This window comes from Klebsiella sp. HMSC16C06 (assembly GCF_001808325.1).
GTDB classification, from domain to species: Bacteria; Pseudomonadota; Gammaproteobacteria; order Enterobacterales; family Enterobacteriaceae; genus Klebsiella; species Klebsiella variicola.
Genome location: NZ_KV793011.1, coordinates 207,861 through 223,062, shown reverse-complemented (window position 1 = coordinate 223,062; position 15,202 = coordinate 207,861). Strand labels below are relative to the sequence as shown.

Here is a 15,202-nt window from a genome sequence, read left to right as displayed (position 1 = left end):
CAACGTTGCCGGAAACCAGAGCAAAACACGGAGAGATTATCACTATGGCATCGACATTACTGATCCCCACTGCGCTACGCGCTTTCACCGACGGTCAGGGGAAGGTGACCCTCGAAGGTCACACCGTTGGGCAACTGGTCGCGGCGCTGGCGGCGCGATATCCGGACATTCAGCCGCATCTGTATGACGACGCAGGCGCGTTGCGCAGCTTTATCAATCTGTATGTGGGTGAGCACAATATTAAAACTACCGGTGGGCTGGAGACGCCGGTTAGCGATGGGGCGGAAGTGTTGCTGGTTCCCGCCATTGCCGGTGGCGTCGGGAAGGCGATATGAGCAGACCGAGCATTATCCCGGACGACCGTCTGTCGGAGCTGACGCATGCTGAGATTGCCCGCTACAGCCGCCACTTGCTGCTGCCGGAAGTCGGGCTTGAGGGGCAAAAGCGTCTGAAGGCCGCCCGCGTGTTACTTATTGGCACCGGCGGGTTGGGGGCGCCAGTGGCGCTTTATCTGGCCGCGGCGGGGGTTGGTAAGCTGGGGATTGTCGACTTTGATTTTGTCGATATCTCCAACCTGCAAAGGCAGATTATTCACAGCACCAAAGATATTAACCGCCCCAAAGTCGCTTCGGCGAAAGACAAGATTAAAGCAATTAACCCCGAGATTCAGGTGGAAACCTATAACACCACCCTGAGTAGTAAAAACGCGCTCGAGATCATCCGCGAATACGACCTGGTGGTCGACGGCACGGACAATTATCCCACCCGGTATCTGATCAACGATGCCTGCGTGTTACTGGGTAAGCCGCTGGTCTACGGCTCCATCTTCCAGTTTGAAGGGCAGGCCAGCGTTTTTTATGCCGGACAAGGGCCCTGCTACCGCTGCCTTTATCCCGAGCCACCGCCGCCGGGGCTGGTGCCCTCCTGCGCGGAAGGCGGCGTGGTCGGTGTGTTGCCGGGCATTATTGGTACGATTCAGGCCGCGGAAGCCATCAAGCTTATCGTCGGCGGCAGCGAGAGCCTGATCGGCCGTCTGCTGCTCTTCGATGTGTGGCAGATGAAGCAACGTGAACTGCGGCTGGAGAGGGACCCCGGCTGCCCGGTCTGCGGTGAGCATCCGTCGATCCATGCGCTCATCGACTATGAGGAGTTTTGCGGGCTGAAACCTGATGAGTCAGAAGCACCCATTGAAAGCGTCACGGCGCTTGAGCTTCATGCGTGGATAGAGGAGGGAAAACCCCTGCAACTGATCGACATTCGTGAGCCCCACGAAAGAGCGATCGCAAAATTTCCGCAGGCCAAAGTGATGCCGCTGGGCCAGATAGTCAGACGTATCGATGAATTCGATCCGACGGTCGATGCGGTGTTTCTGTGCAAGATAGGGCAGCGCAGTATTTTCGCCATTCGGGCACTCCAGCGCGCAGGTTATCAGGGGCGCGTGATGAATTTAAAAGATGGCCTAAACGCCTGGGCGCGGGATGTCGATACCCGTTTACCGCAGTACTAACCTTCAGCTCCACTCTTTCAAACACTAAGGACTTATCATGGCAGAACAAAAAAGCATTAATGCACTGGGGCGTGAAGCCGCGTATCAGTTAGCGAATGTGACCAAAACGGCGCCGCAATTTGCGGCAATTACTCCGCGCTGGGTCAGTCGTTTTCTCGATTATAAAGGGCTGGAGTCGGGCATTTATCGCGTCAACAAGGTCGTGGAGGGGGAGACGCCGCTGGACGTATTATGCAGCCAGGACCCTTCACGCGTAGAGATACCACAGGGCTATATTGAGTATCAGACCACACCGCGCGAATATCAGCTGGATTCGATCTCGACCATTATTAACGTTGATACCAAAATTGCCGATCTCTACAGTTCGCCCTATGACCAGGCGTCAGAGCAAATTGCGCTGGCGATCGAAAGCCTGCGTGAACGCCAGGAAAGCCAGCTTATTAATAATGATGAATATGGACTGCTGAAAAATATTGATGACTCGCAGCGCATTCAGACCCGCAACGGCCGCCCGACGCCGGATGATCTGGATGAGTTGTTGTCAAAAGTGTGGAAAGAGCCTTCCTTCTTCCTCGCCCATCCGCGGGCCATTGCCGCCTTTCAGCGTGAAGCCACGCGACGCGGTGTGCCGCCGGTCACGGTGAACCTGCATGGCGGGACTTTTATTCTGTGGCGCGGTATTCCGCTGATCCCTTCCGATAAACTTTTTGTCGACGGACTGAAGAACCCAAAAAGCCAGGGCGGGAAAACCAATATTCTGCTGATTCGCTCCGGGGAAAGTAAACGCGGCGTGCTGGGGCTTTATCAGGAAGGGCTGCCAAACGAGCAGTCTCGCGGGCTGTCGGTGCGCTTCCGCGGGATCGATGATAACGGCGTGGCCTCTTATTTACTCTCACTTTATTGCTCCGCCGCGATCCTGGCCGATGATGCCATTGCTGTGCTGGAAGATGTTGAAGTGGGTGAATATTATGACTACGAGTAATTTATTCACGCTTCCCTTTGCGCCGGGCGGATGGCCCGGCGAGGCGGATGACGCCCCCTCTGCACGCGATTATGGTCTGCCCGACGCGCGGGATCTGCAAGGGTTGCTGAGCGATACGCCCGCCCGTCCGCGCGGAGTGGAGACGGCCTACGCGCCGCGGGTGGTGCCACTGGGCCAGGAGGGCAGGGCGGATATCACCCCTCGCGGGTTTGCAACATTGCCTGCTTTCGGCTCCCGGCCTGCGCCAGCGGCGCGGGTTGGGCAGATCCCGGTTGAGCGGATCCGTGCAGATTTTCCGATCCTTGCCGAACAGGTGGAGGGGCATCCGCTGGTGTGGCTGGATAATGCCGCGACGACCCAGCGCCCGAAGCAGGTTATCGATCGCATCAGCCATTATTATTTGCACGAAAACTCGAACGTTCATCGGGCGGCGCATACGCTTGCCGCTCGTTCCACCGATGCTTATGAAGCCGCGCGAGAGAAAGTATCGCGTTTTATTGGCGCCCGCGGCCCGGAGAATATTATCTTTGTGCGCGGCACCACGGAGGGACTCAATCTTATCGCTCACAGCTACGTGAAGCCGCTGCTACGCCCTGGGGATGAAATTATCCTCACGCAGCTTGAGCATCACGCCAACATTGTGCCGTGGCAACTTATTGCGCAGGAGACGGGCGCGACGATCCGCGTTGCGCCGGTTGATGAGCACGGACAGCTGATCGTCGAGGAGTATATTCGGTTATTCAACGATAAAACCCGTTTTGTGTCCGCTACTCACGTTTCCAACGCCCTGGGGACCGTGACGCCGGTTCAGGAACTGGTGCAGATCGCCCATCGTTTTGGCGTGCGTATCGCCATCGACGGCGCGCAGTCTATCTCACATATCCCGACCAACGTCACGGCGCTGGATGCCGATTTCTTTGTCTTCTCCGGGCATAAAATTTTTGGACCTACCGGGATCGGCGTCGTCTATGGCAAGCAGGAGGTACTGGAAGCGGCGCGCCCGTATCAGGGCGGCGGGAACATGATTGCCGACGTGACCTTTGAGCTGACGCGCTATCAGCCTTCGCCGAATAAGTTTGAGGCGGGAACGGGCAATATTGCCGATGCCGTCGGGCTGGGGGCGGCCATCGACTATGTGACCTCACTGGGGATCGAAAATATTGCGCAGTATGAGCATGCCTTACTGGAGTATGGGATAGCGAAGCTGTCGGCTATTCCGGGCCTGACGCTGGTCGGCACCGCGGCGAACAAAACCAGCGTCTTGTCTTTTGTGCTGGCGGGGCATGAAAATGAAGCCGTGGGGCGCTATCTCAGTCAGGTTGGCATCGCTGTGCGGTCCGGGCATCACTGTGCGCAACCGATCCTGCGTCGTTTGGGCTATGAGAGTACCGTCCGGCCTTCGCTGGCTTTTTATAACACGCCGCAGGAAATTGATTTTCTCGCCGAACAGGTTGCCCGATTTGCCGCGCGGCAATGACGCCGTAAACCGCGTTAGGCCGCATGAAAACCGAAAAGCAAAAAGCCTGCTCGAAAGCAGGCTTTTTTAAATTTGGCTCCTCTGACTGGACTCGAACCAGTGACATACGGATTAACAGTCCGCCGTTCTACCGACTGAACTACAGAGGAATCGTGTGAACGGGGCGCATATTAACGATGCCATCCGGCCTTGTCAAAGCCTGATTCAAAGAATTGCGTTCAACTGCTGACAATTTCAACAACCCCTGGCTGGGCGCCGCTTTTTTCACCATTACGCACCGTTGCGGTGCAAAAATACCCCTAATGGGGCATACCACAATCTGCTTACCGGGCAAATAAAAGCTGGATTGTTATCACTATCCCTTATAACACGGCCTCTGGCGGGCAGCGGCAGCGCAATTGAAAAGCTGGCAAGCAAATTGCAGAACCAGTTGCATCATACTTCCAGCGTTGACGCTGGCGTTCCTTACAGGAGGCAAAATGAACTTAAGACGACTGAAATATTTTGTGAAAATCGTCGATATCGGCAGTCTGACCCAGGCCGCTGAAGTCTTGCACATCGCACAACCGGCCCTGAGCCAGCAGGTCGCGACCCTGGAAGGTGAAATGGACCAGCAGTTGCTGATACGCACCAAGCGAGGGGTCACGCCAACAGAAGCCGGTAAAATTCTCTACACCCATGCGCGAACCATCCTGCGCCAGTGTGAGCAGGCGCAACTGGCGGTCAATAACGTCGGCCAGACGCTGCGTGGTCAGGTCTCGATTGGCCTGGCGCCGGGCACGGCGGCTTCTGCCATTACTATGCCGTTGCTGCAGACGGTGCGTAATGAGTTGCCCGAGGTGATGGTCTATCTGCAGGAGAGCAGCGGCACTGCGCTGAATGACAAGCTGCTGGCGGGTCAGCTGGATATGGCGGTGCTGTATGAGCGTTCGCCAGTGGCCGGTATCGTCAGCCAGCCGCTGCTGAAAGAGGACCTCTATCTGGTGGGTACCCGCGACTGCCCGGGACAGAGCGTGGATCTCACGGCGGTGGCGGAGATGAACCTGTTCCTGCCGCGGGATTACAGCGCGGTACGGGCGCGGGTCACCGAGGCGTTCACCCTGCGTCGTCTGTCGGCGAAAATTATCGGCGAGATCGAATCCATTACCACCCTGACTGCGGCTATCGCCAGCGGCATGGGGGCGACGGTCCTGCCGGAATCCGCTGCCCGCTCCCTGTGCGGCGCGGCAAACGGCTGGATGGCGCGGATTAGCACGCCGTCGATGAGCCTGTCGCTGTCGCTGAATATGTCGGCACGCGGCAGTCTGTCGCCGCAGGCGCAGGCGGTGAAAGAGATCCTGCTGTCTCTGGTGAGCCGCCCGTCGCTGGAGAACCGTGAACTGCAGCTGGTTAGTTAGGCTATATTCTCTTAAGGAATAAGTTGCTGGTTTTTATTATTTGTTACCTGGGACAACAGACTTTAACAATAGCAGATACGTTAAGTCCATTGGCCCGGAGGAAAGGGTGAACTTCCAGCAACTGAAAATTATCCGTGAGGCGGCCCGTCAGGATTACAACCTGACGGAAGTCGCGAATATGCTCTATACCTCGCAGTCAGGCGTCAGCCGCCATATCCGGGAACTGGAAGAGGAGCTGGGGATTGAGATCTTTATCCGTCGCGGTAAGCGCCTGTTAGGCATGACCGAGCCGGGTAAAGCGCTGTTATCCATTGCCGAGCGCATCCTCAATGAAGCCAGCAACGTCCGGCGGCTGGCGGATCTCTTTACCAATGATGCCTCCGGCGTCTTAACCATCGCCACCACCCACACCCAGGCGCGCTACAGCCTGCCGCCGGTGATTAAAGCCTTCCGCGAGCTGTTCTCAGATGTTCGCGTCGAGCTGGTGCAGGGCACCCCGCAGGAAATCGAAGCGCTGCTGCATAACGGCGGGGCGGATATCGGTATCGCCAGCGAGCGCCTGAGCAACGACCCGACGCTGGCGGCTTTCCCCTGGTTCCGCTGGCATCACAGCCTGCTGGTGCCGAAGGATCATCCTTTGACGCAGGTGTCTCCTCTGACGCTGGAGGCGATCGCCCGCTGGCCGTTAATCACCTACCGCCAGGGGATCACTGGCCGTTCGCGAATCGATGAGGCCTTCAACCGCAAGGGGTTGATGCCGGATATCGTGCTGAGCGCGCAGGATTCCGATGTCATCAAGACCTATGTCGAGCTGGGGCTGGGCGTCGGGCTGGTTGCCGAGCAGTCCGGAGATGCCAGGGAAGCGGACACCTTTACGCGTCTCGATACTCGTCATCTGTTCGATGCCAATACCGTGTGGCTGGGGTTGAAGCGGGGCCAGCTGCAGCGTAACTACGTCTGGCGCTTTATCGAACTGTGCAATGCCGGACTGTCGCTGGATGAAATTAAGCGTCAGGCGATGGAGCCGGAAGAGGCCGCTATCGACTATCAGATTTAAGCCATCGCGGTCAGCGGATCGAGGCGAGGAAATAACGCTATAATTCACACACGAGAGTCGCGACTGAGGAAGGGAAAATGACGATGCGGCGTGTGAAATTACTTTGTTCTGCGCTGATGCTGCTCGCCAGCCACGGCGCGCTGGCCGTCAGTTATCCGCTGCCGCCGGAGGGAAGTCGTCTGGTGGGCAGCGCATTTACCATCGCCGTGCCGGAGAACAACACCCAACCGCTGGAAAGTTTTGCTGCCCAGTACGGCCAGGGGTTGAGCAATATGCTGGAGGCCAACCCCGGCGTTGATGTTTATTTGCCGCACTCCGGTTCGACGCTGATTATTCCGCAACAGTTGATCCTGCCTGACACCGTGCGCGAAGGGATCGTCATCAACGTCGCCGAAATGCGTCTCTATTATTACCCGCCGCTGGGCAATAGTGTGGAAGTGCTGCCAATCGGCATTGGCCAGGCCGGACGCGAAACCCCGCGTAACTGGGTGACGGCGGTAGAGCGCAAGCAGGAGGGACCGACCTGGGTTCCGACCGCCAATACCCGGCGCGAGTATGCGAAAGAGGGCAAAACCCTGCCGGCGCTGGTGCCGCCCGGGCCTGATAATCCGATGGGGCTGTATGCGATCTACATCGGCAGGCTGTACGCCATCCACGGCACCAACGCTAACTTTGGCATTGGGCTGCGCGTCAGCCAGGGATGCATTCGCCTGCGCAATGATGATATTAAATTCCTGTTTGATAACGTACCGGTGGGGACGCGCGTCCAGCTAATCGATCAGCCGGTGAAGTACACCGTGGAGCCGGACGGCAGCCATTGGCTGGAGGTGCACGAGCCGCTGTCGCGCAATCGGGCGGAATTTGAATCCGACCGAAAGGTCCCGCTACCGATGACCTCGGCGCTGCGCGAGTTTACTCAGGGGCCGGGAGTGAGTCCTTCGCAGGCCGAGCAAACCCTGCAGCGCCGCTCCGGCATGCCGGTGAATATCAGCGCTGCAGCGGTGCAGGGGAGTTTGTAGCGGGGCGTTTAGCCTGATTAACGGTTATTGTAAGAAGGCTCTTTTGCTGTCGATGCATTCAACGTTGTTGGGGATAAGGATCGGGAAACCGATCCTTAACTTATCAGCAGTGGCGGTGATGGCGTTTTAATGAGGGTGCCAGGAGATGCTCAGGAGGAGATGATAAAATCTGCAAATATATCTATGGACTTAATATTGTTACTGAGGATCTTTTTTTTGGCTGCCATTGTCCATGAAAGCGAAGATACCGCTTATGATAGCCAATATCCAGAATATAATACTAATGAGTTTTGCAGAATCCATATTATCAAAACACTCCTGACCACAGCCACTACCGCTGACCCCCATCCCGACGATCATGAAGCTCATCATGCCGCTCAGCAATGCCAGAATCACGAAAACTACCGTGATGATAATTTTTATACCTTTTTTCATAAATTAATATCCTTATTTTATTAAATGCAATTTTCTATAATTACTATGAATGGTGCGGGAATGACGATATTAAAGATAAAGTGTACCTCATCGGGAATCCCATGAATACTGTAGTTAGGCAAACAGACTAGTGTTAGGGGAAATATTTCCAGCGAGTCCCGAACAGGACGGCAATCCCGCATTATAGTTCTTGGATTCGTTATAAATATTTAAATTGGGAAAACGATTTCTATTATTCACTTTCGTTCAAAACAACGGGAATGACCCCCATCGTCGTTGAGAAGCGAATCAGGGAGCTGGGATGTCGTTACTTATTGTTGGTAATGGGGACATGCTGTTGCATCAATTCAACGATCCAGTCAATAAAAACGCGCAGTTTGCCGTTGACATGGCGGTTCGGCGGAAACGCCAGGTGCAGGGGCATTGGGCTGATACGCCATTGTGTAAATAACGGAATCAAAGCGCCAACAGCCTGATGTGCTGCCGCCATATAGATTGGCAGCGCAATCACGCCTAACCCGGCTAATCCAGCTTCGAGGTAAGCATTGCCGTCATCTACGGCAAGCACATAATTGCCGGTAATTTCAATCTGTTCACTCTCACTGCGCAGAACCAGAGGATCAATCTTACGGCTGCGTGAGGACACGAATCCTACTATGCGATGGTCGGTGTTTTGCAGTTCTCGCGGGTGCGCAGGGGCGCCAAGGCGTTCCACATAATGGGGGGCGACGTAGACGCCGATTTGCAAATCGCCGACATGGCGTGCGATTAGGGACTGGTCGGTGATTTCACCACCGCGCAGAACGCAATCCACGTTGTCGCCGATCAGATCCACCACCCGGTCGCTCACACCCATGTCGAACTGGATATCAGGGTAGCGGGCGTGGAAAGCCGGTAGCGCCGGCACCAGAATAAGGCGGGCCAGCGGACTGGGTACATCCACCCGTAGCCGTCCCCTGGGCGTCATCGCCGCACTGGACAGGCTGTTTTCAGCATCCTCCATGTCCGCCAGCAGACGGATGACGCGTTCGTAGTAGACCGCGCCATCAGGAGTCACACCGAGTTTGCGGGTAGTGCGATGGAGCAATTTGACGCGCAGGCGCGCTTCCAGCTGCTGAATGAGTTGCGTCACCGTGGTTTTGCTCATATGAAGCGTTTGGGCAGCCTTCGTGAAGCTACCTGCCTCTACCACGCGAGCAAAGGCGCGCATCGCATCGAAACGATCCATTCCTTATCCTCTCTTTTCACCGATTGTTTGGATATTACAAACAATGAGGGACAAAGTCGCTTGTTTATCCGCCCGATCTCGCCGCTGTAAAGTGTCTTTATATTCACCGGGCTTATTTCGCCCCACGATAAAGGTACAAAACATGACAGCACGCGAAGCCGTTTTTCCCTTCGGTCGGCAGACGCTCTATGAGCGCAATCGCTATTCACCGGCCATCAAATCCAATGGTTTTTTGTTCGTTTCGGGGCAGGTTGGTAGCCGCGAGGACGGCTCGCCTGAGCACGATCTGCAAGCTCAGGTCAGGCTGGCGTTCAATAATCTTAATGCTGTGCTCGCGGCGGCGGGCTGCACGTTTGGTGACGTGGTAGACGTTACCCTCTTTGTCGTCGATCCCGAGTCAAATCTCGACGCTATCTGGAGTATTCTGCCAGAATATTGGGGGGAGGCGCCTTACCCTACGTTGACCGGGATCGGCGTGACCTGGCTTTACGGATTCACGTTTGAGATAAAGGTCATTGCCAAGCTGCCCTAAGCGTTATGAGTCTTTCCGCCAGTCGAAAATTCAATAGGGCAACCTGCGCTGCCTGTGGAGGTCTATGCTGGATCGGGAGAGTTAGCCAGACGGGTGCGGATTAACGGAGGGGACAGAGGACAATTTATGAAAGCAGCGGTTTATGACGTGGCAGGCGCTCCCGGCGTCCTGAAATATGTCGATATCCCCGATCCGATCACCGGGCCTGACGATATCCTGATTGCTGTCGAGGCAATCTCCATTGAAGGAGGCGATCTGATCAACCGCCGTTCAACTCCGCCGCCGCTTCCTTCATGGGTCGTGGGCTACGCGGCCGCGGGCACAGTGGTTGCCGTCGGATCGAATGTCCGTAGCCGTAAGGTTGGGGACAGAGTCGCTGCTTTTCACCTGCAGGGATCACATGCGGAACGTTGGGCGGTACCCGCGGAACACACCTGGCTTATCCCCGATGGCGTGGAGATGCCTGAAGCGGCGGTGGTACCGATTTCTTTTGCAACCGCGCATCATTGTCTTTTCACCCGAGGCATGCTCCGACACGGAGAAACCGTCCTTATTCAGGCCGCGGCGGGTGGCGTGGGGCTCGCGGCCGTTCAGCTTGCCTCACAAGCAGGCGCAACGGTCATCGCCGTGGCAAGCGGAACACAGCGCAGGAGTCGGTTGCTTGAACTGGGTGCCGATCATGTCGTGGATCGTGCCGAGCACAACATCGTAGACCGTGTCCGACAGTACACCCAGGGTACCGGTGTTGACCTCGTCATCGATCCGGTGGGGACGACGCTGCCTGCTTCGCTTTCTGCACTTGCCCCGGAAGGACGTCTCGTCTTCGTCGGTAATGCGGGCGGGGGGAGTCTGACTGTCGACTTGTGGTCGCCAATGCAGTCTAACCAGACACTCATGGGAGTCTTCATGGGCCCCCTTTTTGCAAGGCCTGGCGTGCGGGCCAGTGTGGACGACCTGTTGCAGGCTGTAGCAGCAGGGCGTATCAAGGTGGTCATTGACCGTATCTTCCCCCTGGCTAACGCTGCCGCGGCCCACGAATTCGCTGAGACAGCGAAACCGCTTGGCCGCGTCGTGATGAAGCCATGAGGTGCGTTTGACCAGTACGCGTGCGCCAGGCTAATGACTTGCATCTGGTATCAAGGCGATTTACCTGACGCATAGCAGGCGTGAGCGCACGGTTAAAACCGCAGAATATCAAAAGGAGTGGTTTAACATTCTTTTGAGCCAGCGAGTGCTGCGAGCCCACGGCGCTGACCTTGAGTTTGAATGAAAAGTGTTCTTTAGCCCGCCCCTGACTTTCCCATTTTTTCGAAATCTTTATCTCTTTTTCTCATTTGTCAGTAAAAGGCATATGCCCGCAGAATCATGTCTAAGGCAGGGCGGGTGTTGCACTATCAATGATAAAACCCCTCTGATGGCCTTGCCTCTTTTACCACACCTCTTTTGTGGTTTTTACAGATTTTAACCAGGAAAAGGCTTCTTTATGACGTTATCTAAATTACTGCTTCCTTTGCTGATTGCCGGGAATCTCTCTTCTGCGTGGGCTGCCGGGCAGGTTGTTCCGTCCTCTACCACCTTTCATGTCACCGCTGATGAGGCGCTGAAAAGTAAGCTTCCGCCGGATATCGCCAAACGCGGATATATCGTTGCAGGCACCAATCCGAATACGCCCCCAACCACTTTTTTCCAGGAAGACAATAAAACGCTCGCCGGGCGTGAGATTGATGTGATGAATGCCGTGGCGGCAAGGCTCGGTGTGGAAGTGCGCTGGCAGGATACCGGCGGTTTCGACAATATTATTCCGGGGTTGAAATCGGGTCGCTATGACGTCGCACTATCCAATATCAACGCCACCAAAAAACGTCTCGAGCAGGTCGATTTCGTCAGTTACTACGATGCGTCGCGCCTGGGGGTCATCTCGCGTAAAGACGCCAATATTGCGCCATTTACCTCTTTTGAGGCTGTGTGCGGGCAGGAAGTGGGCGCCGGCGCGGGCACTACGCAGATTGGGCGTCTTGAAGCTGCAAGCAAAATTTGTACTGATGCGGGTAAGCCGCCGATCAAGATTGCCGTATTCCCGGATCGCCCTTCAGGCGTACAGGCCGTGGTCAGCGGTCGCGTACCGATGTTCTTCGGCCCGTATGAAGGTCTGACCTATCAGGTTAGCCAGGTCAAACCGCTGACGCTGACCGGCACTATTCATGTTGATGATGCGCCTGTCTCCGTGGCGTTCCCTAAACAGTCGGGGCTGGAAGAGGCGGTGCAGGCATCCCTGAACTCGCTGATCAAGGACGGGACTTACCAGAAAATCCTCGATAAATGGTCCATCGGTTTTGGCGCAGTCAAAGAGTCAAAACGTAATGAAGAGATTTTCGGATGAGCAGTGAAACACACGATCAGCAGCCGGAAGAACTGCGGATCATCGGTAAAAAATATATCGGGCGCTGGATAAGCGCCCTGATCGTATTGCTGATATTGCTGGCTATGGGGAACTCCATGCTCAGCAATCCGCGTTTTGAATGGTCGGTGATTGCCGAAAACTTTACCGGTCCGTCGATCATTCAGGGCGTACTGATGACATTGCAACTGACCGCAATTTCCGTGATTTTTGGCTTTGCAGGCGGCACGATCCTGGCGCTGATGCGCCTGTCATCCAATCCGGTGCTGGTCGCTGTCAGCTGGGGGTATACCTGGTTTTTCCGCGGGGTGCCGATGCTGGTTCAGTTATTTCTCTGGTACAACATTGCCGCGCTTTACCCGACTATTTCGATTTCGCTGCCGTGGGTTGGTGAAATCTGGAGCGCTTCTGCGAACTCACTGATTAGCCCGTTCAGTGCTGCCGTGATTGCATTAGTCATGCATCAGTCTGCCTATGCCGCAGAGATTATCCGCGCCGGGATCCAGAGCGTCGGCACCGGGCAAGTCGAGGCTGCACGTGCTCTGGGTTATCGCCCGGCACAAATATTCCTCCACACCATTTTGCCGCAGGCGATGCGCGCCATTCTGCCTCCGGCCGGGAATGAAGTGATCGGTCAGTTGAAAACCACAGCGGTTGTCTCGGTGATTTCACTACAGGATGTGCTGTTCTCCGCGCAGATTATTTATCAGCGCACCTATGAAGTGATCCCGCTACTGCTGGTCGCCACGTTGTGGTACCTGCTGCTGACATCATTGCTTTCAGTGATTCAGTATTACGTTGAACGACATTTCAGCCGCAGTAGTCACCGCAAGGTAAAACGCAAAGCCGGGAAAGCGTCGGCATCCGGCGCGGTCAGTACCCCCAGTATCAGCGCAGGAGAAACCAGCCATGGGTGAAGCCATTGAATTTCGCAAAGTCACTAAGCGTTTCTCCGGTAATACCATTCTGGATGAAATCAGCCTCGATATTCCGGCCGGTTCGGTCACGGTGATCCTCGGGCCTTCCGGTTCAGGGAAATCCACCTTGCTGCGTTGTATTAATCATCTTGAAAAACTGGATGGCGGCACGATCCGTATCGGTGGCGAACTGGTGGGTTATCAGCAGAAAGGGCAGGCATTGTATGAACTGAGCAGCCGCAGAATCGCCGCGCAGCGCAGCCGTACCGGCATGGTATTTCAGCAATTTAACCTGTTTCCGCACCGCACCGTTTTGCAAAATATTACCGATGCGCCTTTGCGGGTGAAGATGCAAAACCGTGAGCAGGTACTTAGTAAAGCCCGCGCGTTGCTCCGGCAGGTTGGGTTAGCCAGTCGTGAAGATGACTGGCCGCAGCAGCTTTCCGGCGGGCAGCAGCAGCGTGTAGCCATTGCCCGTGCGCTGGCGATGGATCCTGAAGTGATGTTGTTCGATGAACCCACTTCCGCGCTGGATCCTGAACTGGTGGGCGAAGTGTTGCAGGTGATCAAAAAGCTGGCGCACTCCGGGATAACGATGGTGATTGTCACCCACGAAATCGGCTTTGCACGAGAAGTGGCAGATAACGTCATCTTTATGGAGGGTGGCAAGATTGTGGCGTCGGGGCCAACGAAAAGTGTACTCGATGAAACGGAGAACGTCCGTGTCCGTAATTTCCTGTCGACGGTTTTATAATGACGCTGCGTTAATTTGTTTCGCAAATAACATATCAACCAGCCGCGGCAGACTGTCGCGGTTTTCCAGCCTGCTCAGTGCCACCAGCTCCATCCGCTTTGCGTCTGTGAAGTCGGGCAAACAGGCACGCAGTTTTGCCGGTAAATCAAACGGGATTGCCAGGCTTTGCTGCCGCGTGAAGCGCTGTTGCAGCACGCAGCCGTCACGCAAAAACACCGTCACCTGATGAAAACGCGCGGCCGGGTTCAGCTCGTCCGGCGGTGCGGAGAAATCCGGGCAACGCGCCACACTTTCTGCCAGCGCGGCAATATCTGTCGCCACCGGCGCCGATGAGAAATCCTCTAAGCGTAGTTCTCCGCGCAGCAAACATGCCGCAATCACGTATTCCAGACTGAACCTGGCTTCAACGCCGGTGTTGGGTTTTCGCACCGACGCCGCAATATCACCGCCCGGCGGAAAAGACACTTCAATGCGTTCGATGGCTGCGATCAGTACATCCGTGCTATTGCCCGTTTGCAGCCACTCCTGGCGGAGAGCTCGTGCGGCATCGGCAGCGCTATGCGTGCCTCCGCAGGTCGGATAGGGTTTGAATTCCAGACCGGGCGAGATAATCCGCCACGGCGCGCCCCAGCCTGAGATAAGTTTTTCCGGCTGCTGCTGACCGGCGCAATAAGTCGATAAAAAGCTGTCCAGCACGTTGTCCGGCTGGCCGTGAAAGCCTGCCAGCGTGAGCTGTGTGGCAATGACGGCGGTCTGCGCCGCCAGGCCCGCGTGCAACGGTTTGACATCACTGCCGAACTGCGCACGTAAACCCGCAGACTGCGTCGCCGCGATACCCAGAATCACTGCCGTTTGCCGTTCCGTGGCATGCACCAGCCGCGCGCAGGCAGCGGCGGCGGCAATCGTGCCGAGCGTAGCGGTATTGTGAAAACCGAGGGTGTAATGCTGAGAACCGACGGCCAGCCCGAGGCGTCCGGACATTTCCACTCCGGTCACGTACGCATCGAGAAAATGTGCGCCATTGAAATCGGGTCTTTGTGAGACCAGCGCCAGAAGCGCGGGCAAAATCACCACGCTGGGGTGACCGCGAAAATCGGGATGGAAATCGTCAAAATCCAGCGCGTGCCCGACATACCCGAGCAGCAACGCGCGGGTCGGCGGATCGTCAGCGCGGTAAACCTGATGCAAACTGTTCAGTCCTGCATCGGGGAAGTCACCGCGTAAAACCGGCAGGGTAACCGCCAAAAAATCCAGTAACCCTTCCCGTGCTGCTTCATGAGCCGCGGGGGAAGGGGACGAGCTGACGATAAGTTTCGCCAGCGATGGCGTTAATGTCATCGGTGTATTCCCCGTTTCAGGCCTGAGCGACCGAAGATAATAAATTAACGAAAGGTTCACGCTCGCAGAGCGCATGCAGTTGCACCAGCAGGGCGTCTGAAATCGAGTGCTCGTCAAGGGTCAACGATGAGAATCAATGCCTGGCAAGTCGGTGCCTGCTT

Annotated in this window: 15 protein-coding genes and 1 tRNA gene; 12 read left to right on the top strand and 4 right to left on the bottom strand. The window is 56.0% G+C overall.

The genetic code is table 11. The features are described 5' to 3' along the window. The first annotated feature begins 44 nt into the window (after positions 1–44). Genes HMPREF3142_RS18440 through HMPREF3142_RS18425 form a run of 4 tightly spaced genes read left to right on the top strand, consistent with a single transcriptional unit; the run spans position 45 to position 3,966 of the window. Positions 45–335: a MoaD/ThiS family protein gene (locus HMPREF3142_RS18440; protein ID WP_008804180.1), complete on the top strand. Its 291-nt coding sequence runs from the start codon at positions 45–47 to the stop codon at positions 333–335. Then, positions 332–1,507 carry a molybdopterin-synthase adenylyltransferase MoeB gene (gene moeB / locus HMPREF3142_RS18435; protein ID WP_022065165.1) on the top strand — a complete coding sequence of 392 codons (1,176 nt, stop codon included), beginning with the start codon at positions 332–334 and terminating at the stop codon, positions 1,505–1,507. Before HMPREF3142_RS18440 ends, moeB begins: the two co-directional genes overlap by 4 nt. Positions 1,508–1,544: 37 nt before the next feature. Next, the gene (locus HMPREF3142_RS18430; protein ID WP_008804182.1) at positions 1,545–2,489 is read left to right on the top strand and encodes a family 2A encapsulin nanocompartment shell protein; all 945 of its coding nucleotides are present in this window, start codon (positions 1,545–1,547) and stop codon (positions 2,487–2,489) included. Further along, on the top strand, positions 2,476–3,966 hold the full coding sequence (locus HMPREF3142_RS18425; protein ID WP_043875050.1) for a cysteine desulfurase: 1,491 nt from the start codon (positions 2,476–2,478) through the stop codon (positions 3,964–3,966). Before HMPREF3142_RS18430 ends, HMPREF3142_RS18425 begins: the two co-directional genes overlap by 14 nt. 73 nt (positions 3,967–4,039) lie before the next feature. Here the strand turns inward: HMPREF3142_RS18425 and HMPREF3142_RS18420 are convergent. Then, positions 4,040–4,115, bottom strand: a tRNA-Asn gene (locus HMPREF3142_RS18420). Positions 4,116–4,445: 330 nt separating this feature from the next. Here HMPREF3142_RS18420 and nac point away from each other — a divergent pair. The 3 genes from nac (at position 4,446) to ldtA (ending at position 7,439) form a co-directional block, all read left to right on the top strand. Then, positions 4,446–5,363 carry a nitrogen assimilation transcriptional regulator NAC gene (nac, locus tag HMPREF3142_RS18415; RefSeq protein ID WP_002911729.1) on the top strand — a complete coding sequence of 306 codons (918 nt, stop codon included), beginning with the start codon at positions 4,446–4,448 and terminating at the stop codon, positions 5,361–5,363. A 106-nt stretch (positions 5,364–5,469) separates the two neighbouring features. Then, entirely contained in the window at positions 5,470–6,420 is a 951-nt protein-coding gene (cbl, locus tag HMPREF3142_RS18410) for an HTH-type transcriptional regulator Cbl (RefSeq protein WP_004180456.1), read from the top strand. Positions 6,421–6,497: 77 nt separating this feature from the next. Next, positions 6,498–7,439, top strand: coding sequence for a L,D-transpeptidase (gene ldtA, locus HMPREF3142_RS18405; RefSeq protein WP_012967646.1), 942 nt, complete (start codon positions 6,498–6,500; stop codon positions 7,437–7,439). A 198-nt stretch (positions 7,440–7,637) separates the two neighbouring features. Here ldtA and HMPREF3142_RS18400 read toward each other — a convergent pair whose 3' ends face one another. Together HMPREF3142_RS18400 and HMPREF3142_RS18395 are read right to left on the bottom strand one after the other, a co-directional pair. Continuing rightward, positions 7,638–7,874: a hypothetical protein gene (locus HMPREF3142_RS18400; protein WP_008804185.1), complete on the bottom strand. Its 237-nt coding sequence runs from the start codon at positions 7,872–7,874 to the stop codon at positions 7,638–7,640. 307 nt (positions 7,875–8,181) lie between these two features. Further along, positions 8,182–9,102 carry a LysR family transcriptional regulator gene (locus tag HMPREF3142_RS18395; protein ID WP_012541195.1) on the bottom strand — a complete coding sequence of 307 codons (921 nt, stop codon included), beginning with the start codon at positions 9,100–9,102 and terminating at the stop codon, positions 8,182–8,184. Between the two features lie 142 nt (positions 9,103–9,244). Here HMPREF3142_RS18395 and HMPREF3142_RS18390 point away from each other — a divergent pair, with 142 nt between their 5' ends. The 5 genes from HMPREF3142_RS18390 (at position 9,245) to HMPREF3142_RS18370 (ending at position 13,703) form a co-directional block, all read left to right on the top strand. Next, complete coding sequence (locus HMPREF3142_RS18390) at positions 9,245–9,634, top strand: RidA family protein (protein WP_012541196.1); 390 nt, start codon at positions 9,245–9,247, stop codon at positions 9,632–9,634. Positions 9,635–9,760: 126 nt separating this feature from the next. Then, positions 9,761–10,720, top strand: coding sequence for a quinone oxidoreductase family protein (locus HMPREF3142_RS18385; protein WP_008804188.1), 960 nt, complete (start codon positions 9,761–9,763; stop codon positions 10,718–10,720). Between the two features lie 397 nt (positions 10,721–11,117). Continuing rightward, positions 11,118–12,014 carry an ABC transporter substrate-binding protein gene (locus HMPREF3142_RS18380; RefSeq protein WP_008804189.1) on the top strand — a complete coding sequence of 299 codons (897 nt, stop codon included), beginning with the start codon at positions 11,118–11,120 and terminating at the stop codon, positions 12,012–12,014. Next, positions 12,011–12,949, top strand: a complete 939-nt coding sequence (locus tag HMPREF3142_RS18375) for an amino acid ABC transporter permease (protein ID WP_008804190.1) — start codon at positions 12,011–12,013, stop codon at positions 12,947–12,949. Before HMPREF3142_RS18380 ends, HMPREF3142_RS18375 begins: the two co-directional genes overlap by 4 nt. Continuing rightward, complete coding sequence (locus HMPREF3142_RS18370; protein WP_070612282.1) at positions 12,942–13,703, top strand: amino acid ABC transporter ATP-binding protein; 762 nt, start codon at positions 12,942–12,944, stop codon at positions 13,701–13,703. The genes HMPREF3142_RS18375 and HMPREF3142_RS18370 overlap by 8 nt, the downstream gene beginning before the upstream one ends. On the opposite strand, the gene HMPREF3142_RS18365 is transcribed toward HMPREF3142_RS18370, so the two are convergent. Continuing rightward, positions 13,698–15,041 (bottom strand): MmgE/PrpD family protein, encoded by a 1,344-nt coding sequence (locus tag HMPREF3142_RS18365; RefSeq protein ID WP_060619946.1) that lies wholly within the window; start codon positions 15,039–15,041, stop codon positions 13,698–13,700. The two genes, HMPREF3142_RS18370 and HMPREF3142_RS18365, sit on opposite strands and share 6 nt — an antisense overlap. Positions 15,042–15,202 lie beyond the last annotated feature (161 nt).

Excerpts from the sequence above, each read along its gene's own strand:
- HMPREF3142_RS18440 (WP_008804180.1), top strand. The coding sequence starts at position 45 with ATGGCATCGACATTACTGATCCCCACTGCGCTACGCGCTTTCACCGAC.
- moeB (WP_022065165.1), top strand. The coding sequence starts at position 332 with ATGAGCAGACCGAGCATTATCCCGGACGACCGTCTGTCGGAGCTGACG.
- HMPREF3142_RS18430 (WP_008804182.1), top strand. The coding sequence starts at position 1,545 with ATGGCAGAACAAAAAAGCATTAATGCACTGGGGCGTGAAGCCGCGTAT.
- HMPREF3142_RS18425 (WP_043875050.1), top strand. The coding sequence starts at position 2,476 with ATGACTACGAGTAATTTATTCACGCTTCCCTTTGCGCCGGGCGGATGG.
- nac (WP_002911729.1), top strand. The coding sequence starts at position 4,446 with ATGAACTTAAGACGACTGAAATATTTTGTGAAAATCGTCGATATCGGC.
- ldtA (WP_012967646.1), top strand. The coding sequence starts at position 6,498 with ATGACGATGCGGCGTGTGAAATTACTTTGTTCTGCGCTGATGCTGCTC.
- HMPREF3142_RS18400 (WP_008804185.1), bottom strand. The coding sequence starts at position 7,874 with ATGAAAAAAGGTATAAAAATTATCATCACGGTAGTTTTCGTGATTCTG.
- HMPREF3142_RS18395 (WP_012541195.1), bottom strand. The coding sequence starts at position 9,102 with ATGGATCGTTTCGATGCGATGCGCGCCTTTGCTCGCGTGGTAGAGGCA.
- HMPREF3142_RS18390 (WP_012541196.1), top strand. The coding sequence starts at position 9,245 with ATGACAGCACGCGAAGCCGTTTTTCCCTTCGGTCGGCAGACGCTCTAT.
- HMPREF3142_RS18385 (WP_008804188.1), top strand. The coding sequence starts at position 9,761 with ATGAAAGCAGCGGTTTATGACGTGGCAGGCGCTCCCGGCGTCCTGAAA.
- HMPREF3142_RS18380 (WP_008804189.1), top strand. The coding sequence starts at position 11,118 with ATGACGTTATCTAAATTACTGCTTCCTTTGCTGATTGCCGGGAATCTC.
- HMPREF3142_RS18375 (WP_008804190.1), top strand. The coding sequence starts at position 12,011 with ATGAGCAGTGAAACACACGATCAGCAGCCGGAAGAACTGCGGATCATC.
- HMPREF3142_RS18370 (WP_070612282.1), top strand. The coding sequence starts at position 12,942 with ATGGGTGAAGCCATTGAATTTCGCAAAGTCACTAAGCGTTTCTCCGGT.
- HMPREF3142_RS18365 (WP_060619946.1), bottom strand. The coding sequence starts at position 15,041 with ATGACATTAACGCCATCGCTGGCGAAACTTATCGTCAGCTCGTCCCCT.